Raw genomic sequence first — 20,508 nt, 5'->3', positions numbered from 1 at the left:
CCCGCAAATAACAGGGGGAACGCTCTGAAAATTAATGTCGCTTGGTGCGCCGGGTCGGCTGCGCGTTGGCCGGATCGTCCGGCCAGACGTGCTTGGGATAGCGCCCCTTCATCTCTTTCTGTACTTCACGATAGGCGCCCTGCCAGAATCCCGCCAGATCGCGGGTGATCTGCAGCGGCCGCTGCGCCGGAGACAACAGCTCCAGCACCAGCGCGACGCGCCCCTGCGCGATACGCGGACTCTCCCGCTCACCGAACATCTCCTGCAGACGCACCGCCAGCGTCGGCGGCTTATCGCTAAAATAGCGAATCGCTAGACGCGATCCGGTCGGCACAGTGTAATGAGTCGGCAGCTCACTATCCAGCCGCTGACGCGTGTTCCAGTCGAGCAGTCGCAGCAGCGCCCCGGCCAGATCGATCTGACGCAGCCCCCGCAGATCGCGGACGCCGTACAGCGCGGGCAGCAGCCACTGCTCCAGCGATGCCAGCAAGCTCTCATCATCCACCGCCGGCCAGGCATGCTCGGGCAGCCAGCGCTGGGCACAGATCAAACGCAGGCGCAGCTGCGTCGCCGCCTCGTCCCACCCCAGCGCGGCCACTCCCTGCGTACGCACCCATTCCAACAGCGCCTGCGCCAGCGTCGCCTCATCGGGACGGGCCAGCGGCTGCGCACGCAGCACCAGGCGCCCCAACTGGACGCGGCGCCAGGCGCGCAGGGTTCCTTTGGCCTCATCCCACTCAACGCCGGTGCCTTCGCTGACCAGGTGCGGCAGCTGGGCCGCCAGCGATGCCAGATCGCAGGGCAGCGCCAGCAGAATCCGCGGCTCGCCGCCGGAGGCCCCCTGCAGCAGCGAGGCGGCGATCAGCCCCGCCATCCGCCCCAACGCATCGTCCGCCTCCAGCGCCGCACCCAGTCCGTTGGCCAGAAGATAGCGCCCATCCTGCCCGCGCGCGGCGGCGATCCGGTCGGGATAGGCATGCGCCAGCCACAGCGGCGCCTGCGCCAGATCGGCCTCCGCCCGCCGCCCTCCCACACGCTTAACCAGCTGCGCCGCCCGCTGACGCCAGTGTGACTGAGGATGGTAGAGCGCCTGGCGCATATCGGCGCTCCCCTGACGCGGCGGCTCCTCGACAATCGCCGCCAGCAGGGCGGCACAGGCCAACGCGGCATCGCCGGCGTCGCGGGCGGCGCACAGCATCGCCGCCAGGCGCGGATCGCTGCCCGTGCGGGCCATCTCCCGCCCCAGCGCACTCAGTCCCCCCTGCGGATCCAGCGCATCCAGCTGCTGCAACAGGCGCTGTGCCGCGCCCAGCGCCGCGGCCGGCGGCGCGTCAAGCCACGTCAGCTGCTGCGCATCCCGACAGCCCCAACTGAGCAAATCCAGCCACAGCGCGCTCAGATCGCTGCGCAGGATTTCGGCCTGGGCATAGTCGCTGGCCCGCTCGGCCTGCTCAGCCGATACCAGATGCCAGCAAATCCCCTCGCTCAGACGCCCGGCGCGCCCGGCGCGCTGGGTCATCGACGCCTGGCTCGCCCGCTGGGTCACCAGCCGCGTCAACCCGCTGCGCACGTCAAACTGGCTGACGCGCTCCAGCGCGCTGTCGACCACCAGACGAATGCCATCGATAGTGAGGCTGGTTTCCGCAATATTGGTCGCCAGCACCACTTTGCGCCGCCCCGCCGGCGCAGGCGCGATGGCCTGCTGCTGCTCGGCCAGCGACAGCGCCCCGTATAAGGGACAGATGTCGGTATCCTCGGCGACGCACTCCTCCAGCAGCGCCGCGCAGCGGCGGATCTCGCCCACCCCGGGTAAAAACAGCAGCAGCGAGCCGCTCTCCCGGTTCATCAGGCTCAGCACCGCGGCGGCCGCCGCCTGCTCAATGCGTTCATGGGGGGAAACGGGATGATAGTGACGCGCCACCGGATAGCTGCGCCCCGCAGAGACGATGGTCGGCGCATCCGGCAACAGCGTCCCCAGGCGGGCATCGTCGAGGGTCGCCGACATAATCAGCAGCCGCAGATCGTCGCGCAGCCCGGCCTGTACATCCAAAAGCAGCGCCAGCGCCAGATCCGCCTGCAGGCTACGCTCATGAAACTCATCGAGGATCACCAGCGCCACCCCTTCCAGCATCGGATCGCGCTGCAGCATGCGGGTCAAAACCCCCTCCGTCACGACCTCCAGACGGGTATTTTTACCGACCCGATGCTCTCCGCGCATCCGGTAGCCAACCGTCTCGCCCAGCGGCTCGCCCAACTGCTGCGCCAGCCGGTTGGCCACCGTCCGCGCAGCCAAACGCCGCGGCTCCAGCATCACGATACGCCCATTCAGGCAGGGAGACTGCAGCAGCTGCAGCGGCAGCCAGGTGGATTTTCCCGCCCCAGTCGGGGCGTTAAGCAGCACCCGGGAGGCAGACTGCAGGGCGGCAAGCAGATCGGGCAGCACCGCGGCAACGGGTAATAAGGACACTGTAGACTCCACTCTCTTTCGCGACGGGGTAAACGGCGCCGATGCCATTCGCCCCAGCGTATTAACAATTTCTGCCGCGCATTGTAGCATCGGGCGATGCGCTTAACGGGAAACCACCATGCAGCAACGCCTTTTTTTTGCCATTCCGCTACCGCCGCCGCTGCAGCAAACGCTGATCCAGTGGCGAGCCGAGCACTTCTCTTCCCAGGCGGGACGACCGATCGCCGCCACCAACCTGCATCTGACGCTGGCTTTTCTTGGCGACGTCGGCAGCGCACAGCAGCAGCGTCTGCAGACGCTAGCCGGGCGTATCCATCAGGCGCCCTTTAGCCTGACGCTAGATGACGCCGGCCAGTGGCCACGCCCCGGCGTGGTCTGGCTGGGTATGCGACGGGCGCCGCGCGGGCTGATCCAGCTGGCAGATCTGCTCCGCTCACAGGCGGCGCGCAGCGGCTGCTACCAGAGCCCGCACCCCTTTCATCCCCATGTTACGCTGCTGCGCCACGCCTATCAGGCGATCGCGATCCCCGCGGCGACCTTTCGTTGGACGTTCGACGTCACCCATTTTTCCCTGTTCAGCTCGCAGCAGGCTCAGGGACGCACCCGCTATCAACCGCTGGCCAGCTGGCCCCTGCGGCGCGATGACTAACCCACAGGAGCCCCACCATGCAGTTCACCCCTCCCCTACAGAGCGCCATCCTGATCAAGCGCTATAAACGTTTTCTGGCCGACGTACGCCGTCCCGACGGCCAGATCATCACCCTGCACTGCGCCAATACCGGCGCGATGACCGGCTGCGCCACGCCGGGCGATACGGTGTGGTACTCCACCTCGGACAACCCTAAGCGCAAATATCCGTCAAGCTGGGAGCTCACCCATACCCAGGCCGGAGACTGGATCTGCGTCAATACCCTGCGCGCCAACGCGCTGGTGCATGAGGCGATTGCACAGCAGCGGATCGGCGAAGTATCCGGTTACACTAAAATACGCAGCGAAGTGCGCTATGGGGCAGAAAATAGCCGCATCGACTTGTTATTACAGGCAGAAGATCGCCCCGACTGCTATATTGAGGTGAAGTCAGTCACGCTGCTGCAGGCGGCGTGCGGATACTTCCCCGATGCGGTCACCGAGCGGGGGCAAAAGCATCTGCGCGAGCTGCAGCATCAGGTGCAAAGCGGTGTGCGGGCGGTGCTGTTTTTCGCCGTGCTGCACAGCGGGATTACGCATGTGCGGGCGGCCCGCCACATCGATCCCCGCTATGCGCAACTATTGGCCCAGGCGAGCGATCTCGGGGTGGAGATTCTCTGCTACGGCGCGCAGGTAGGCCCCGCCGGCATCCGGCTCACGCAGCCGCTGCCGGTGACGGTTTAGGCGCGCCGCGCGGCGGTAAATCGTCGGCAATATGCGGTGGGAAAGGATGAAACACGGCTAAATACGCCGCCCTTCACACCCTTGTCAAGCCGTAGACAGGAATAATTGCCAACCTCTACCGCATCTGTTATTTATAGCGGCCTGATTTTTTCCCCCATTTGGGGATCGCTAATGCGTGTTATTAGGAGAAGCAGCATGCAAGAAGGGCAAAACCGTAAACCGTCGTCCTTGAGCATTCTCGCCATTGCTGGGGTGGAGCCATATCAAGAAAAGCCGGGCGAGGAGTACATGAACGACGCCCAGCTGGCGCACTTTAAGCGAATTCTTGAGGCATGGCGTAACCAGCTCAGGGATGAAGTGGATCGTACCGTATCCCATATGCAGGAAGAGGCTGCCAACTTCCCGGATCCCGCCGACCGCGCGACCCAGGAAGAAGAGTTCAGCCTGGAGCTGCGTAACCGCGATCGCGAGCGCAAGCTGATCAAAAAAATCGAGAAAACGCTGCAGAAAATCGAAGATGATGACTTCGGTTTCTGCGAATCCTGCGGCGTTGAGATCGGTATCCGCCGTCTGGAAGCCCGCCCGACCGCCGATCTGTGCATCGATTGTAAGACCCTGGCCGAAATCCGCGAAAAGCAGATGGCAGGCTAAAGCCCTAACGGGGGGGGCCCGCATCTCCGGGCCCCGTTTCCTTGGTACGCTGCCGGCCAGCGGACACCGGCGGGCGGCGTGCGCACCCACGATCCGGAGCGTTTCCGGCGTAAACGTCGCTGTTAATCATGTCATATTCCCTGCCCACTCCCCCGGAGTACGTCGGCCGCTTTGCGCCCTCCCCCTCCGGCGATCTGCACTTTGGTTCCCTGATTGCCGCCCTCGGCAGCTATCTGCGCGCGCGCGCCTGCGGCGGCCGCTGGCTGGTCCGGATTGAAGATATCGATCCGCCGCGCGAAGTCCCCGGCGCCGCCGACCGTATCCTGCGCGCCCTGGATCACTATGGCCTACGCTGGGATGGCCCGGTGCTATACCAGTCGCAGCGCCATGAGGCCTATCGCGCCATCCTGGATCAGCTGCACCGCCAGGGGCTGGCCTACTACTGCACCTGTACCCGCCAACGCATTCACGCGCTAGGAGGATTGTATGACGGGCACTGCCGCGATCTGGGGCAAGGGGCGTCCGGTGCGGCGCTGCGCCTGCGCCAGATCCAACCGGTATACGGCTTTCACGATCGCCTGCACGGCTGGCTCGACGCCGATGCGGCGCTGGCGCGCGAGGATTTTATCATCCACCGTAGAGATGGCCTGTTTGCCTATAATCTGGCGGTGGTGGCGGACGATCACTTCCAGGGGGTCAATGAAATCGTCCGCGGCGCCGATCTGATCGCGCCGACGGTGCGTCAGATAGCGCTGTATCGCCAGCTGGGGTGGCAGGCGCCGGCCTATCTACACCTGCCGCTGGCGCTCAACGACGACGGCAACAAGCTCTCCAAGCAGAATCATGCCCAGCCGATACCGCTCGGCGATCCGCGCCCGCTGCTGCTACAGGCGCTGACGTTTCTGGGGCAGACGCCCGACGCGGCGCTGCGCGATCTGAGCACGGAGGCGCTGTTAACCCAGGCGGTAGCCCACTGGCGACTGGAAAAAGTGCCGCTTCAGGTCACTCAGCCGACAACGATTCCGTCTGCACCATTCTCAAATTCCCCTGCGTGAGCTATGATTAGCCGCTTATTTTTCTGCACACCATGCCCCATCGGCCTCAGCGCGCCCACGTTGGCGCGATCGCCTGAGCGATGACGGAGCTATTTACCAGACACTATCGAGGTGTACCATTTTTACCCGAGTCGCCAACTTTTGCCGTAGAGTGCTAAATCGCGAGACGGACAGCGTACCGGAGCAGGAGTCCGCCCATCTGAGCGTAGTCCCGCGTGATCAGCATACAATCTCGCGCCAGCAAATCAGCGAAAATGCGCTGAAGGTTCTGTACCGTCTGAATAAATCAGGCTATGAAGCCTATCTGGTCGGCGGCGGCGTCCGCGATCTGCTGCTGGGCAAACGCCCGAAAGATTTCGACGTGACCACCAACGCCACGCCGGAGCAGGTGCGTAAGCTGTTCCGCAACTGCCGCCTGGTCGGGCGCCGTTTTCGTCTGGCGCACGTCATGTTCGGACCGGAGATCATTGAGGTTGCGACCTTCCGCGGCCACCACGAGCATGCCGATGAAGGCAAGAATATTGCCCAGCAGGGCAAAAATGGCATGCTGCTGCGCGACAACGTCTACGGCAATATTGAAGAAGACGCCCAGCGGCGTGACTTTACCATTAACAGCCTCTATTACAGCGTGGCCGACTTCAGCGTCCGTGACTATACCGGCGGCCTGAACGATCTGCGCGCCGGGCAAATTCGCCTGATCGGCGATCCCGAGACTCGCTACCGGGAGGATCCGGTGCGCATGCTGCGGGCGGTGCGTTTCGCCGCCAAGCTGCAGATGTCCATCAGCCCGGAGACGGCGGCGCCCATCGCCCATCTGGCATCGCTGCTGCGCGATATCCCCGCCGCACGCCTGTTTGAAGAGGCGCTGAAGCTGCTGCAGGCGGGCTATGGCTATGAAACCTATCAGAAGCTGCGCGAATACCATCTGTTCCAACCGCTGTTCCCGGTGATCTGCCGCCACTTTACCCCCAACGGCGATAGCCCGATGGAGAAGATTCTGGCGCAGGTGCTGAAGAACACCGATCACCGAATTCAGAACGATATGCGGGTCAACCCAGCGTTTCTGTTTGCCGCTATGCTGTGGTATCCGCTGATCGAGCTGGCGCAAAAGCTTACCCAAGAGGGGGGGCTGACCTATCACGATGCGTTCGCCCTGGCGATGAACGATATCCTGGATGAGCAGTGCCGCTCTCTGGCGATTCCCAAGCGCATCACCGCCCTGATCCGCGATATCTGGACGCTGCAGCTGCGCCTGTCGCGCCGCCAGGGTAAGCGCGCCCACAAACTGCTGGAGCAGCCTAAGTTCCGCGCCGCTTACGATCTGCTGGCGCTGCGCGCCGAGGCCGAACACAGCGCCGAGCTGCAGCGTCTGGCGGACTGGTGGGGCTCCTTCCAGACCGCCAGCGTCTCCCAGCAAAAGGCTATGGTCAACACCCTGGACGACGATGGCGACGGTAACGCCGCCCGCCGCCGTCGCAGACCGCGCCGCAGAACGCCGCGCCGCGAAGGCAGCGGTGCATGACTCCGGTCTACCTCGCGCTGGGCAGCAACTTAGCCGAACCGCACCGTCAGGTGCGGCAGGCCATTCATGCGCTGGCGGCGCTGCCGCAGTGCCGTCTGCTGGCCGCATCCTCCCTGTACCGCACCCGCCCCCTCGGGCCACAGGATCAGCCTGACTACGTCAACGCCGCCGTCGCGCTGGAGACAGCGCTATCGCCTGAGGCCCTGCTGGACTGCACGCAGCGCATTGAGCGTCTGCAGGGGCGGGAGCGCAAGGCCGAGCGCTGGGGGCCGCGTACGCTGGATGTGGATATCATGCTGTTTGGTGAGCAGGTTATCCATAGCCCGCGCCTGACGGTGCCCCACTACGACATGAAAAACCGCAGCTTTATGCTGGTGCCGCTGGCGGAGATCGCCCCCGATCTGCGCTTTCCCGACGGTGAGGCGCTACGCGATGTCATCGCCCGCCTGCACGATGCGGACACCCTGATCGCCCTGCCCGCGCAGGACCCGCCAGCCTGATCCAGACGGCCCGCGCCGCGGGCCGCCTTTCTCGCCGCAGCGCGCGCTGCACGCAACGCATTTGCTTGATCTTCCTCCACCGCAAACGATTTTCTTGCAGTAGAATACGCCACAGTGGTGCCCGCAGTGCACCGCCCAACCTTACCAGTCCGGCCCGCGGCCGGTCGACAATCGGAGACAGTGATGACGCCAACCACGCTATCACACCTGCGTAAACGTAAGCAGGAGAAGCACAAGTTCGCCACGATCACCGCATATGATGCCAGCTTCGCCCGGCTGTTTGCCGAGCAGGGGATCGACGTTATGCTGGTCGGAGACTCGCTGGGGATGACCCTGCAGGGCCACGAGACCACGCTACCGGTAACCGTAGCGGATATCGCCTACCATACCCGCGCGGTGCGCGCCGGCGCGCCGGCGTGTCTGCTGATGGCCGATATGCCGTTTATGTCCTATGCCACACCGGAGCTGGCCTGTCGCCATGCCGCCGAGCTGATGCGCGCCGGGGCGAATCTGGTCAAGATGGAGGGCGGCGCCTGGCTGTGCGACAGCGTGCGTATGCTGACAGAGCGCGCGGTGCCGGTGTGCGGACATCTGGGGCTAATGCCGCAGTCCGTCAATATCCTCGGCGGCTACCGGGTGCAGGGGCGCGATCAGGATGCAGCGGATCAGCTGCTCTCCGACGCGCTGGCGCTAGAGGGCGCCGGTGCCCAGATGCTGGTGCTGGAGTGTGTGCCAGCCCTGGTTGCCAAGAAGATCACAGAGGCGCTGCGTATTCCGGTGATCGGCATCGGCGCCGGCAGAGATACCGACGGCCAGATCCTGGTCATGCACGATGCGCTGGGGATCAGCTGCGGGCGCATGCCGAGCTTTGTAAAAAATTTCCTCGCGGTCGAAGGCGATATCCGCGCGGCGGTGCGCCGCTATATCAGTGACGTCGAGCAGGGGCTGTTCCCCGCCGACGAGCATACCTTTAACTGATCCGAATTCTGGACGGCGGCCCAGGCGGGCCGCCCGACTTTTCTGTTGGAGAACGAGCTGTGCTGATTATTGAGACTGTCCCTCTGCTGCGCCGCGAAGTACGCCGCTGGCGCCAGGAAGGGAAACGTATTGCGCTGGTTCCGACCATGGGCAACCTGCATGAGGGGCATATGACCCTGGTCAACGAGGCCCGCGCCCGGGCCGACGTGGTGATCGTATCGGTGTTCGTCAACCCGATGCAGTTCGATCGCCCGGACGATCTGGCGCGCTACCCGCGCACCCTACAGGAGGACTGCGAAAAGCTGAACCGTCACGGGGTCGATCTGGTCTTTGCCCCGGCCGCCGAGGAGATCTATCCCCAGGGCGTATCGCAGCAGACCTACGTCGACGTTCCCGCGCTCTCGACCATTCTTGAGGGGGCCAGCCGTCCGGGTCACTTCCGTGGCGTCGCCACCATCGTCAGCAAGCTGTTTAATCTGGTGCAGCCGGATCTGGCCTGCTTTGGTGAAAAGGATTATCAACAGCTGCAACTGATCCGCAAGCTGGTCGCGGACATGGGCTATGGCATTGAGATCGTCGGCGTCCCCATCGTCCGCGGCGAGGATGGGCTGGCGCTCAGCTCGCGCAATGGCTATCTCGATAGCGATGAGCGCCGCCTGGCGCCCCGTCTGTACAACATCATGATGCAGCTGGCCAGTCAGTTGGAGAACGGCGAGCGCGATCTGGAGGCCCTGCTGGAGCAGACCGCCGGTCGTCTGCGCCAGGCCGGCTTCCGCCCCGATGAGCTGTTTATCCGCGACGCCGACACGCTGGGCGACGTCAACGTCGATACCCGTACGGCGATCGTGCTGATGGCGGCCTGGCTTGGACAGGCCCGACTCATCGACAACGTGCGCATTGCCTTTAACGCCGACGCCTAGCGCCTGGCGGCTAGACAGCGGCGGCGAAATGCGCAACCATGACGTCAACCTCCGCAGTCACATGGTGGTTGACGTCATACTATTTTACCGGGCCGTACATCGGCTCCATTACGATGATTACAGGTATTACACTATGGTACGTACAATGCTGCAGGGTAAGCTGCACCGCGTGAAAGTCACCCAGTCCGACCTGAATTACGAAGGCTCCTGCGCAATCGATCAGGATTTCCTGGACGCGGCCGGTATCCTGCAATATGAGGCTATCGATATTTATAACGTCGACAACGGCCAGCGCTTCTCCACCTACGCCATCGCCGCCGAGCCCGGCTCTAAAATTATCTCAGTCAACGGCGCCGCCGCCCGCTGCGCCTGCGTCGGCGACACGCTGATCATCTGCAGCTATGTTCAGATGCCCGATGAGCAGGCCCGCACGCACCACCCCAAGGTGGCCTACTTCGAAGGCGCCAACCACATGAAGCGTCTGGCCAAATCCGTTCCGGTACAGGTCGCCTGATCTCGCTCCGCTGCGGCGCGCGTCCGCAGCGGTTCGTTTTTCGCTTTTCCCACCACTCTCGCCCATAATTAACGGGCCGCTTCCCAGCAAGCGCACCGTCCCGCGGCCCTACGGCGCCGCGAATAGCAACATCGGATATTCAGGGGGCGCCAGTCATGACAACACCCCGCTGGCCACGCGCCGCCCCTCCACCGTGGCTGATCCTGTGGCTATTCCTCTATGTCGCGCTCTGGACCCCCGTCGCTCTATGGCTGAGTCCCGCGCTCCCCTATGATGCCGTCGAAGCGGTAAATTGGGCACAAAGCGGCGAGTGGGGATCGCCGAAAAACCCGTGGCTCGTCGGGATGATGATGAAGCCACTGATCTATTTCTCCACGCTAGCGCCGGACGGCTACTGGTACGCCATCCACTTTGCCGCTGTCGCCTCCGGCATGCTGGGCGTGTGGATGCTGGCACGCCGCCTCAGCGGGCGGGAAGATCTGGCCTGGCTGGCCCTGATGGCGCTCAATCTCTCCGGCATCATTAACGTCGACATCCTGCCCTATAACGATAACTATCTCTTGGTCGCCCTGTGGCCGTGGCTATTTTTCATCCTTGCCCGGGCGCTTGATAGCGACCCGCCCCGCTGGGTGTGGCCGCTCTTTGCCCTGGTTGCCGGTTTGGCCACGATGGCGAAATACTCTACGCTGGCACCGCTGGGCGCACTGTTCTGGCTAACCCTGCTCTGCGCCGATCGCCGACGGCTCTACCGTCAGCCCTATTTCTGGCTGGCCATTGCGCTCTATCTGCTGCTGATTATTCCCAACGTCTTGTGGCTGATCGCCCATGAATATTCCGCGTTATACTGGGTGTGCAGGCAGATACGGCCAGAGCTGAACCTGCGCGCCACCGTCGCGCTGCTGTCCGTATTTTACCCCTGTCTACTGCTTGCCCTTCTGGTATACCTGTGCGGCGGACGATTGCGCTGGCCCCCGTCGGGCCCCCTCCGAAGCCTGCTCCTGCTATTTCTACTCCCACTGGCGCTGATCTACCTGTGGCTCAGCCTGTATCGCGGCGAGCCGGTCATCGAGTGGCTCCAGCCTTTTGTGGTCCCGGCACTCCCCCTGCTCTGCGCGACCATCCACGATCTGCCGGCGCCGTCCCTGCGCCGTCTCACTCGCGGTTTACTGGCGCTGGCGCCGCTGGTTCTCCTGGGATATCTCCTGGTCTATCACCTCAACCTGCGGGACTGCCGAGCGCAGTGGGGCGGCGTCAAGACGTTCAGCGCACAGGCCCAGCAATTCTGGCACCAGCACAGCGCAGCACCGCTGCGCCTGGTGGGCGGCGGCTATCTGCATCAGTGGCTGATCCTCTACGGCGCCGATCGCCCCCGGACGATTCAGCCTTGGGTCGTGGATACGCCTCGGCCGCCCAACGTCTATACCCCGGGGCTGACCCTGGCGGAAATCCAGCGCAGCGGCGTACTGCTCGTCGGCGAGATCGGCATGAGCTGTACCCGGGAGGCCTTTACATCCGTATGGCAATACTGGCCGACGCTGCAGCCACAGATCTATCACCAGACAGCGTTTATTGCCCAGCCCGGCGCGGCGGCGCTCCCCGTGTGTCTGGCCATCATCGGCCCCGATGCCGCGGACTCAATCCAGCGGGATCAGCGCCTGCATGAGCGGCGGTAGGCGAATCGGCACCGGCGTATCGACCGGCGGCACATCCTGTGGCTGATTGGCGATCAGGCGCGCCATGGTCTGCACCGAGTCAGTGCGCAGGACATACAGCCGCTTCAGGGTGTAGGGATTATCGCCGCGCCGCACCTTGCCGCGTACCGTGGTCACCGCCATGTGGTAACCGGCCCGGTGCGCGGCCTCAATCGCCTGGCGGTTAAAGCCGCCAAAGGGGTAGGAAAGATACAGCACCCGCGGAGTAAACTGCGTCAGCGCCCGGCGCGAGCGCTCAAAATCAAACAGGATATTATGCTGACTACGGCGAAACAGGATCGGCCGTTTATCCGCGGAGAGACGGTGCAGAAAATGGGTATGGGACTGAACATCGAATACCGACTGAATCGTGTGCAGCTCCGCCAGACTCATAAACTGCAGGCCGTTGGGATTCCAGGGCTGCGGGTGGCGCTTAATCCGCGACGAAATAATAAATGCGGTCGCCCGCTGGCCGTTTTTCTTCAGGATCGGATAGGCATAGCGGTAGACCGACTTGAGCCCGTCGTCGAAGGTCAGCGCCACCGCGCGCGCCGGCAGATTTTCATTGCCGCGCAGATACCCCTCCAGCTGGTACAGCGAAATGGTCAGATAGCCCGCCTGGCGCAGATAGGCCATCTGCGCATCAAACGCCTGGACCGAGGTGGTGGTCGAGGTGTGGCGAAAGCGGTGGTTCTCCTCGTTTTTCAATATGTGGTGATAGGTGAGGATCGGAATGCCGTTGTCCAGCTCAACCCGATCGGCGCGTACATAGGCCAGCCGTCCGCCCAGGTTGATCACCAGCCAGCGCCAGCCCGCCGCGTCCGTCTCTCTGGCCAAGATAGGATAGCGTAGATTTCCCGTCAGACTCGCGACCGGCGCCGCCGTTCTCTCCGGGCGGTCATAGACCATGACCGGGTGCAGGGTCAGCAAATAGTCCGGGCTCTTTTTATGCAGCAGGGCGACGTCGCGGGCCGCCGGCAGCGGCGGCGTCGACGCCGCCAGACTATCGCTGGCAATAAATCCGCTGGCGTTGCCAAAGCGAAAGATGAAATAGCCGTTGTCAGCGGGCTGTACATTGAGCAGCAGCCCCCGCTTCAGGCGCCCCACGGGAATGATGCGATCGCCAACCGGAGAGTAAATCTCACTGTCGCGCAGCGTCACCATATAGCGCGCCGTGTCAGCGCCCGCCGCGGGCTGGCCCCGGGCTACAGAGAGCGTGGCCAGCAGCAGCAGGCCCGCCAATAATAAGTGCCTATACATGAAAGAATCAGCGCGGGGCATCCGTTGCCCGGTGGGTAATATCTTCAGCATAGCACGCGCGGCGACAGGCGACCAAAACGACAACGCCTTTTCAAATCAATATGCTGCTACCGCTCCCTCTGCGCTGGCGCAGCGGCGGATCTCATCGGCCTCGCGCGCGTACGGCCTGTTTCCCACGCGCATCTATTGAGGCGGATCGCTAGCGTCTGGGGTTGCGGCAAAATAACGCCGCGGCGCCAAGTCCCCCGCGCGCCGGCATCCTCTCTGTCGCCGGCCGCACATGATCTTCGACCAGAGCCGCCGCGCTGCGGCTGCGGCAGCCCGACCATACTCACGCCATCGGGGCGTCGGCCGCCTGATGCTGCGCGGGACGCCGTTCCCCGCTCAACGCCCTGTTGCAGGCCGCTGGCGAAACCGCCACGGTCGCGCCCCGGCATGATGCCCCCTTACAGAAAGCCGATCAGCTTGCCCACGATACCCACGGCCACCGTCACACCGATCAGCTTGATCGGTGAATAGCCGCGCTTCATCAGCCAGTACACCAGCAGGGTGAAGCACAGGGGCAGCAGGTTGGGCATCAGCTTGTCCAACACATCCTTCTGCAGCGCCACCGTCGCCTTGCCGGCGTACATCACCAGCGGCGTCGAGAGGTGAACATAAGAGGCCACCAGCGCGCCTATCACCGTCATGCCCACGATCGAGGCGGCGTGAGAGATATTTTTGGTATGGGTTTTCAATAGTGCCAGCGCGCTGGTTCCCGCGCTGTAGCCATAGTGCGCCAGCCCAAAGCGCAGGGCAAAGTGCACCGAGTTGAACAGCAGCAGGAACACCAGCGGCCCGAACAGACTCCCCTCCAGCGCCAGCGAGGCGCCGATGCCGGCGCAGATAGGCAGCAGCGTCAACCAGAACAGCGCGTCGCCGATGCCGCCCAGGGGGCCCATCAGCGCCACCTTCACCGCGCGGATGGTCGAGACGCGCTCTTTGCCGCGCTCCATCGCCAGCACCAGCCCAGACAGAAAGGTGACGTCAAAGGGGTGCACATTGATAAACTCCATGTGCATTTTCATTGAGTTGGCAAGATCCTGCGGATTGCGATGGATCTTGCGCAGGCTGGGGATCAGGGTATACAGCCAGCCGCCCGCCTGCATACGCTCATAGTTAAAGGAAGCCTGAAGCAGCAGGGAGCGCAGCGCCATAATGTTGATATCGCGGCGGCTCAGCGCCTGCCCCGGCGTTTGATCCACATACTCGTCGCTCTCGACCTGGCTGGTAGCCAGCGCCTGCGTCATCCGCTTTTCTGCCTTAGCTACCAGCGCGTCATCGCTATCGTTAAATGCCATCTTCTTCCATCTCCTGGTTCTGGCGCGCGGCAGGACGCTGTGCCGGCGCGGCTTCATTACGAGTACGGTTAAAGAAATCGATCAGCGCAATAGCCAGCGCGCCCAGCGCCACCGCGATAATCGGCATATTCAGGAATGTCACGGAGATAAAGCCCAGAATAAAGTAGGCCACATAGGTCTTCTTCATCATAGTCTTCATCAGCAGAGAGAAGCCGATGGCCGGCATCATTCCCCCCGCAACGGCCAGCCCCTCCAGCAGCCAGGTCGGGGCCTTCTCCACCATGGCGCTGGCCGCATCGGCCCCGAAATAGACTGGCAAAAAGGCGACGATAAAGTAGAAGCAGAATAGAATCAGCAGCCCGGCGTAGTTCACCCACTCCACCCCACGCCAGTTCAGCCGCTTCACCATCTCATCGCAGCGGTGCATCATCGGCGAATAGGCGGTAAACAGCAGGGTAATGCCGCCCTGCACCGCGATGGAGAAGGGTACCGCGACCCCGATGGCGACCTTGGGATCGGCGTGGGTCAAAATGGCGAACGCGGTGCCAATGACGCCGCCGATCACCACGTTGGGGGGCTGAGCGCCGGCCAGAGGCACCATTCCCATCCACACCAGCTCCAGCGTCCCGCCGACCAGCAGGCCGGTCTGTATATCGCCCAGAATCAGCCCGACCAGCGGCCCGATCACCACCGGACGGTGCAGGTGGGTCAGTCCGTCGAACAGGTCGATACCGGCGATACCGGCCAACAGCCCTATCAACAATGCATCGGTTAACATGGTTTACCTCCTGCGTTCAGTCCAACAGCGGGTGAATCGACTCCCCCGCCTCATCCGGCACCCGGCGGATCTCGCAGGGAATGCCAAGCTGCGCCAGCGCGTGGAACGCCGCGATATCCTCGCCGTCCACCGACACCGTCTTGTGGATCTGGCGCTTTCCCTGCGCAAAGTGCATATTGCCGACGTTGACGAAGTGAATGGGCACCCCGCCGCGCACCAGCGTCAGCACATCCTGCGGCGTTTTGCAGACGATGAAGATCTTCTGGCGATCCGCGGCCCGGTGGATCACCTCAATGGTTTTTTGCAGGGTGAAATAGCGGGTCTGCACGCCCTCTGCCACCACCATATCCATCAGGTTCTGTTGGACGGGGTCGGCGGCGGCGGCGTCGTTGGCGACCAGCACCAGATTGGCGCCCAGCGTATTGGTCCAGGTCACCCCGACCTGTCCATGCACCAGCCGGTTATCGATACGGGTCATCAGGATGTTCGGGTTTGACATATATCACACCTCCATCGTGGCTATGGTTGAATGCGCTACGGGATACTCATAAATGACGACGCCCTGCACCACCCGATTAACCTCTCCGCTCGGGCAGGGGTTATCCGGCGTGATCCCCAGCGCCAGAGCGGTCTCTAGCGCCAGCGTCTGCAGGTAAAGCAGGAACGGAAACATCAGCCACAGATCGTCCAGATCGCACGCCAGCGCCAGCGCGCCCGTGCCATCGCCGCTCAGCGCAACGCAGCGCAGGGCCAGCGCGTCACGCTGCAGCTCCTTGAGCAGATCCTGGTCATAGCGGCGGCAGTAGGGCTCGGCGCTCAGCATCGCGACCACCAGCGTCTGGGACCCGACCATAAACTTGGGCCCGTGACGCAGCCCCATGGTGGAGTCATGGCGGGTCGCGATGCGTCCGGCCGTCAGCTCCAGCATCTTCAGCGCCGCCTCCTCCGCCACGCCGCTAAAGCTGCGGCTACCCAGCACCACCAGCCGCTGAAAACCACCGTTGGCCAACGTCTTGATCGTCGGCAGCCATCGCGGCAGCGCGCGTTGACACAGCGCCGCCGTCCGCTGCAGCGGCGCCGCGCTTTGGGCCAGCGTGAGCGGACCGAGCAACAGCGCGCCGGCCAGCATCATGCAGCTGAAGCTGGAGGTCATCGCAAAGCTCCGATCGCAGGATCCCGGCGGCATGATCAGCGAGCATGCGTTAGCGCGCCCTTCGGCATAGCGCGCCAGGGCGCCATCCGGATTACAGGTCAGCAGCAGATGATGGCAGCGCGGCAGTAAACGATCGGCCAGCGCCAGCGTCGCAGCGCTCTCCGGGCTATTGCCGGAGCGACCAAAGGAGACCAGCAGCGTGGGACGCCTGGGATCCAGATACTGCCGCGGCGATGGCACAATGTCGGTCGTGGCGTAGGCCACCACATCACGGCCGCACTGCTCTCGCAGCCAGGGGGCCAACGCTCGCCCGACAAAGGCGGAGGATCCGGCTCCGCACAGCACAATCTGCAGCGCAGGCTGCGCCAGCACGGCCTGAAGGAAGGGACGCCAACGCGACTGCGCCTCGCTCAGCTCGCGGTGTAATGCCTGCCACAGCGCCGGCTGCTGTGCGATTTCACGGGCCGTATGCCAGGCGCCGCGCGCCTGCAGCCACGCGGGGGAATAGCCGAGTACCTCATCACTCATGCGTTTACTCCTCAGATTGAGTCAGGGCGTAGCGGTGGGCTTCGCCAGGGTAAAGCCGCCCCGGCACAGCCGGCATCCGGCTACGCTGCATAGCGAAAACAGAGAAGATAGGGCGTGCGCCGTCACCCGTCGGCGATGATCACATCCACCCCTAAATCGCACAGCGCGCGGTGATACCCCTCCGGGATCCGACTGTCGGTGATCACTCGGTGGATCTGTGCGGCGCCGCGGATGGTGCAAAAGCTTTTCCGGCCAAACTTACTGGCATCCACGACGGCGATGATCTCGCTGGCCACGTCGCACATGACCCGATTAAGCTGCGCCTCCCCCGCATGGGGCGTGGTGATACCGCAGCTAAGATCAAAGCCGTCGACCCCCAGAAACAGCCGATCGAAATGGTACTGGCGCAGCTGCTGCTCGGCGGCCGCCCCATACAGGGAGTAGGAGTTTGGACGTACGCTGCCGCCCAAAACCAGCACGTCGATCTGCTCATACCCCGTCAACTCACAGGCGATATTCAAGGCGTTGGTCACCACCACCAGATGGCGGTGTGCCTTAAGAAAGGGGGCGATTTGGGCCGTGGTGGAGCCGGAGTCGAGGATCAGCGTATCGCCGTCCTGCACCAGCGCCGCCGCCCGTGCGGCGATACGCGACTTTACGTCGCGGTTCAGGCGCCCTTTGTCCTGCAGCGGCCGATCGAAGACAAACTGCTGGTTCAGCATGGCGCCGCCGTAAGAGCGCAGCGCACATCCCCTTTGCTCCAGGTAGCGCAGATCGTTACGGATAGTCACGCTGGAGACGCCAAAGTGGTGACGTAGCTGCTCCACCCGTACACTGCCCTCCAGGCATAGCCTATCGATGATCTGCTCACGGCGCCTTACGGTATCGATGCCCATTCTGCCTCCTCGCGCGGCCAAGGTCGGAGATAACCCGTCTCGTACCGCGACCATCGAATTACAGCAAAGGAATCACCGATCAGGTGTGATCGCAGTTACACCTTGTTTTTCCAGCAGATAGTGACAGAAATTCTTTCGATTAATTGCCAACCGAAAGACTTGGCCCACGGCGCCGCCGCAGCGTCGCCCGGAGCGTTATCCCGCATGACGCCGTTGTTAAGCGGACGATTGCGCAGAAACCGAAAGGAAAGCGGAGAGAAATGCGGGAATGAAAGTTGTGTTGTTTGACCGATCAACTTCACATTTTTATATATTAGCGCAAGTTGTCTATCACAACGCAAGCAAAGACAATCTCTGCGCAATGGCGCAGAGATTGTCGACGGCCGAACGCGCCGCCGCGCGGCGCCTACGCACCGGAGGACGGGGGCGTAAACAGCGCGGCCTGACGGCGCTGCTCATGCCACAGGCTGGTGGCGTGGCGCTGGGTCTGCGCTAGGAGAGCTTCGCGAAACCCGGCGGCGTCGCTCTGCGTACGCTGGGGCCACAGCGCCGCGAGCGCCGATAGGCTCACCCCGACCACCACCTCACAGTGCGGATGTTTATGGCACATCAGCGCGGCGGCGCGAAACGGCGGCGCGCCGAGAATATCCGTCACGATCACCACGCCATCGCCGCTGTCCACCTGATGCAGCGCATCGCACATCATACGGCTAAGCATGTTGGCGCTCACGCCGTCGCTGTACTCCACGCCCACACACTGGGGCGGCCGGGCACCCTGCAGATGGGTTAAGGCCTTCAGCATTCCGCTGCTAAAACCGCTGTGTCCGGCGAATACGATACCCAGCATGCAGTCTATCCTCTCGTCACCGCCCGCCGGCGCACCGGTCAGACGTAAGCACCCTTGATGATGATGGTGTAACAGGAAACGGCAGCGCAGGCAGCAATCGGTGATAACGGCGATTCAGGAGTGTGAGGTCAGACAGAAATGATGAATTTTACGGCACCGTCCCCAGGATATACGGTAGGTGCCGTATGATACCGCGCGATCAGCTGCGCAGGCCGCGCCCCCGCTCAATCAGGTACCAGGCCATAAGATAGAGTACACCAATGAATCCCAACAGAACGGCAAACGTCTGCGCCAGCGGCACATCGTGAATCCCCAGGAAGCCATAGCGGAACCCGCTGATCATATACACGATGGGGTTGAGCTTGGAGACCGTCTGCCAGAACGGCGGCAGCAGGCTCAGGGCGTAAAAGACCCCGCCGAGATAGGTCAGCGGCGTCAGCACGAAGGTCGGCACCAGGCTGATATCGTCGAAGGTGCGCGCATACACCGCATTGATCAGCCCGCCAAGGGAGAACAGCACCGCCGTACACAGCAGGGTCATCACCACCGCCAGCCAGCTGTTTACCACCAGCGGCACGAAGAACAGCGAGACCAGGGTAACCAGAAAGCCGACGCAGACCCCGCGCGCCACGCCACCGCCCACGTAACCGGCGATGATCACATGAGTCGGCACCGGCGCCACCAGCAGCTCCTCAATGCTGCGCTGAAACTTGGCGCTGAAGAACGATGCGGCCACGTTGGCATAGGCGTTGGTGATCACCGACATCATGATAAGCCCGGGCACGATGAACTGCATGTAGCTGAATCCGTGCATCTCACCGATGCGCGCACCGATTAGGTTTCCGAAAATAATAAAATACAGCGTCATGGTGATCACCGGCGGCACCAGCGTCTGTACCCAGATGCGGCCGAAACGGTGAACCTCCTTGCTCCAGATGCTGCACAGCGCCACCCAGTACAAACGCCTCATGACTGCTTCTCCTGTTCACCGTTGAGCAACGACACAAACAGCTCCTCCAGCCGATTGGCCTTATTGCGCATGCTAAGTACCTGGACCCCCTGGGCGCTCAGCTGGCTGAATACTCCGTTGAGTCCCTGCTCGCGCAGCACCTCCACCTCCAGCGTCGTGGTATCGCACAGTCGGTGCTGGTATCCCTCCAGATGGGGAAGCGGACTTTTCGCCGCCAGGTCGAGGATGAAGGTCTCCGACTTAAGCTGCGCCAGCAGCGCCTTCATCGAGGTATTCTCTATCAGCTGGCCGTGCTGAATGATACCGATATTACGGCACAGCATCTCCGCCTCTTCCAGATAGTGGGTGGTCAAAATAATCGTGGTTCCCTGAGCGTTCAGCTCTTTCAGAAAGCCCCACATCGCCCGGCGCAGTTCAATGTCGACCCCGGCCGTCGGCTCATCCAGGATCAACAGCTTTGGCTGATGCATCAGAGCGCGGGCGATCATCAGGCGACGCTTCATCCCCCCCGACAGCATCCGGGCGCGCTCATTGCGCTTTTGCCACAGATCCAGCTGGCTCAGGTAGCGCTCGGCGCGCTGCATCGCCTCGCGGCGCGTCACGCCGTAGTAACCGGCCTGATTCACCACGATCTGTAATACGGTCTCAAACGGATTAAAGTTAAACTCCTGCGGCACCAGCCCCAGCTGGCGTTTGGCATTGACCAGATCGCGGTCAATATCATAGCCAAATACGCTCACCTGCCCGCCGCTCTTATTCACCAGCGAACTAATAATGCCAATAGTAGTGGATTTTCCTGCCCCGTTTGGCCCCAGCAGCGCATAAAAATCGCCGGCCTCTACGGTTAAATCGATGCCACGCAGCGCCTGAACGCCGCCGGCATAAGTTTTGGTAAGCTGAGATAGCTCAAGAGCATTCGTCATGGCGATGGGTTAACCTTACATCAAGCGTTTTGCCTTGGACACCGCGCGGTGCACGCAGAAACCCCCAGGGCGCGGCAAAACGGCTCCCCCCACGGGTTCTTTCTGCATGATTATATGTTATATGGCGTGTTGTCTGAAATCACC

General features: G+C 62.8%; 20 protein-coding genes. 10 read left to right on the top strand and 10 right to left on the bottom strand.

The window, feature by feature from the left end:
* Positions 1–31 precede the first annotated feature (31 nt).
* Positions 32–2,515 (bottom strand): ATP-dependent helicase HrpB, encoded by a 2,484-nt coding sequence (hrpB, locus tag ETEE_RS11225; RefSeq protein WP_225865135.1) that lies wholly within the window; start codon positions 2,513–2,515, stop codon positions 32–34.
* Positions 2,516–2,585: 70 nt separating this feature from the next.
* Here hrpB and thpR point away from each other — a divergent pair, with 70 nt between their 5' ends.
* The 10 genes from thpR to ETEE_RS11175 all read left to right on the top strand — a co-directional run bounded on the left by thpR (position 2,586) and on the right by ETEE_RS11175 (position 11,651).
* On the top strand, positions 2,586–3,116 hold the full coding sequence (gene thpR, locus ETEE_RS11220) for an RNA 2',3'-cyclic phosphodiesterase (protein WP_034163186.1): 531 nt from the start codon (positions 2,586–2,588) through the stop codon (positions 3,114–3,116).
* 17 nt (positions 3,117–3,133) lie between these two features.
* Positions 3,134–3,838: a DNA/RNA nuclease SfsA gene (gene sfsA / locus ETEE_RS11215; protein ID WP_034163185.1), complete on the top strand. Its 705-nt coding sequence runs from the start codon at positions 3,134–3,136 to the stop codon at positions 3,836–3,838.
* Between the two features lie 195 nt (positions 3,839–4,033).
* A complete protein-coding gene (gene dksA / locus ETEE_RS11210; RefSeq protein ID WP_012847562.1) occupies positions 4,034–4,489 on the top strand; it encodes an RNA polymerase-binding protein DksA in 456 nt (151 codons plus the stop codon).
* Positions 4,490–4,617: 128 nt separating this feature from the next.
* The gene (gene gluQRS / locus ETEE_RS11205) at positions 4,618–5,544 is read left to right on the top strand and encodes a tRNA glutamyl-Q(34) synthetase GluQRS (protein WP_034163184.1); all 927 of its coding nucleotides are present in this window, start codon (positions 4,618–4,620) and stop codon (positions 5,542–5,544) included.
* A gap of 118 nt (positions 5,545–5,662) precedes the next feature.
* Positions 5,663–7,066 (top strand): polynucleotide adenylyltransferase PcnB, encoded by a 1,404-nt coding sequence (gene pcnB / locus ETEE_RS11200; protein ID WP_211369049.1) that lies wholly within the window; start codon positions 5,663–5,665, stop codon positions 7,064–7,066.
* Complete coding sequence (gene folK, locus ETEE_RS11195; protein ID WP_034163183.1) at positions 7,063–7,566, top strand: 2-amino-4-hydroxy-6-hydroxymethyldihydropteridine diphosphokinase; 504 nt, start codon at positions 7,063–7,065, stop codon at positions 7,564–7,566. Before pcnB ends, folK begins: the two co-directional genes overlap by 4 nt.
* A gap of 183 nt (positions 7,567–7,749) precedes the next feature.
* Positions 7,750–8,544 carry a 3-methyl-2-oxobutanoate hydroxymethyltransferase gene (gene panB / locus ETEE_RS11190; RefSeq protein ID WP_034163182.1) on the top strand — a complete coding sequence of 265 codons (795 nt, stop codon included), beginning with the start codon at positions 7,750–7,752 and terminating at the stop codon, positions 8,542–8,544.
* Between the two features lie 59 nt (positions 8,545–8,603).
* The gene (gene panC / locus ETEE_RS11185) at positions 8,604–9,464 is read left to right on the top strand and encodes a pantoate--beta-alanine ligase (protein ID WP_034163181.1); all 861 of its coding nucleotides are present in this window, start codon (positions 8,604–8,606) and stop codon (positions 9,462–9,464) included.
* A gap of 133 nt (positions 9,465–9,597) precedes the next feature.
* Entirely contained in the window at positions 9,598–9,978 is a 381-nt protein-coding gene (gene panD, locus ETEE_RS11180) for an aspartate 1-decarboxylase (RefSeq protein WP_034163180.1), read from the top strand.
* A 155-nt stretch (positions 9,979–10,133) separates the two neighbouring features.
* On the top strand, positions 10,134–11,651 hold the full coding sequence (locus ETEE_RS11175; RefSeq protein ID WP_049703663.1) for a glycosyltransferase family 39 protein: 1,518 nt from the start codon (positions 10,134–10,136) through the stop codon (positions 11,649–11,651).
* Here ETEE_RS11175 and ETEE_RS11170 read toward each other — a convergent pair.
* The 9 genes from ETEE_RS11170 to ETEE_RS11130 all read right to left on the bottom strand — a co-directional run bounded on the left by ETEE_RS11170 (position 11,613) and on the right by ETEE_RS11130 (position 20,364).
* A complete protein-coding gene (locus tag ETEE_RS11170) occupies positions 11,613–12,929 on the bottom strand; it encodes a polysaccharide deacetylase family protein (RefSeq protein ID WP_034163179.1) in 1,317 nt (438 codons plus the stop codon). The genes ETEE_RS11175 and ETEE_RS11170 overlap by 39 nt on opposite strands.
* A 446-nt stretch (positions 12,930–13,375) precedes the next feature.
* Complete coding sequence (locus ETEE_RS11165; RefSeq protein ID WP_034163178.1) at positions 13,376–14,269, bottom strand: PTS system mannose/fructose/sorbose family transporter subunit IID; 894 nt, start codon at positions 14,267–14,269, stop codon at positions 13,376–13,378.
* On the bottom strand, positions 14,259–15,047 hold the full coding sequence (gene agaW / locus ETEE_RS11160; RefSeq protein WP_034163176.1) for a PTS N-acetylgalactosamine transporter subunit IIC: 789 nt from the start codon (positions 15,045–15,047) through the stop codon (positions 14,259–14,261). The genes ETEE_RS11165 and agaW overlap by 11 nt, the downstream gene beginning before the upstream one ends.
* A 16-nt stretch (positions 15,048–15,063) precedes the next feature.
* Positions 15,064–15,546: a PTS N-acetylgalactosamine transporter subunit IIB gene (gene agaV, locus ETEE_RS11155; RefSeq protein ID WP_034163175.1), complete on the bottom strand. Its 483-nt coding sequence runs from the start codon at positions 15,544–15,546 to the stop codon at positions 15,064–15,066.
* A 3-nt stretch (positions 15,547–15,549) separates the two neighbouring features.
* Positions 15,550–16,728, bottom strand: coding sequence for an SIS domain-containing protein (locus ETEE_RS11150; RefSeq protein ID WP_034163174.1), 1,179 nt, complete (start codon positions 16,726–16,728; stop codon positions 15,550–15,552).
* A 122-nt stretch (positions 16,729–16,850) separates the two neighbouring features.
* Positions 16,851–17,624, bottom strand: coding sequence for a transcriptional repressor AgaR (gene agaR, locus ETEE_RS11145; protein WP_034163172.1), 774 nt, complete (start codon positions 17,622–17,624; stop codon positions 16,851–16,853).
* 406 nt (positions 17,625–18,030) lie between these two features.
* Positions 18,031–18,471, bottom strand: coding sequence for a PTS sugar transporter subunit IIA (locus tag ETEE_RS11140; protein ID WP_034163171.1), 441 nt, complete (start codon positions 18,469–18,471; stop codon positions 18,031–18,033).
* 199 nt (positions 18,472–18,670) lie between these two features.
* Positions 18,671–19,441, bottom strand: coding sequence for an ABC transporter permease (locus tag ETEE_RS11135; RefSeq protein WP_034163170.1), 771 nt, complete (start codon positions 19,439–19,441; stop codon positions 18,671–18,673).
* On the bottom strand, positions 19,438–20,364 hold the full coding sequence (locus ETEE_RS11130) for an ABC transporter ATP-binding protein (protein WP_034163169.1): 927 nt from the start codon (positions 20,362–20,364) through the stop codon (positions 19,438–19,440). Before ETEE_RS11130 ends, ETEE_RS11135 begins: the two co-directional genes overlap by 4 nt.
* Between the last annotated feature and the right edge of the window lie 144 nt (positions 20,365–20,508).

Origin of the sequence: Edwardsiella anguillarum ET080813 (assembly GCF_000264765.2) — a bacterium.
GTDB classification, from domain to species: Bacteria; Pseudomonadota; Gammaproteobacteria; order Enterobacterales; family Enterobacteriaceae; genus Edwardsiella; species Edwardsiella anguillarum.
Note: the sequence above shows the minus strand (reverse complement) of the source record. Positions and strands in the feature narration are given on the sequence as shown.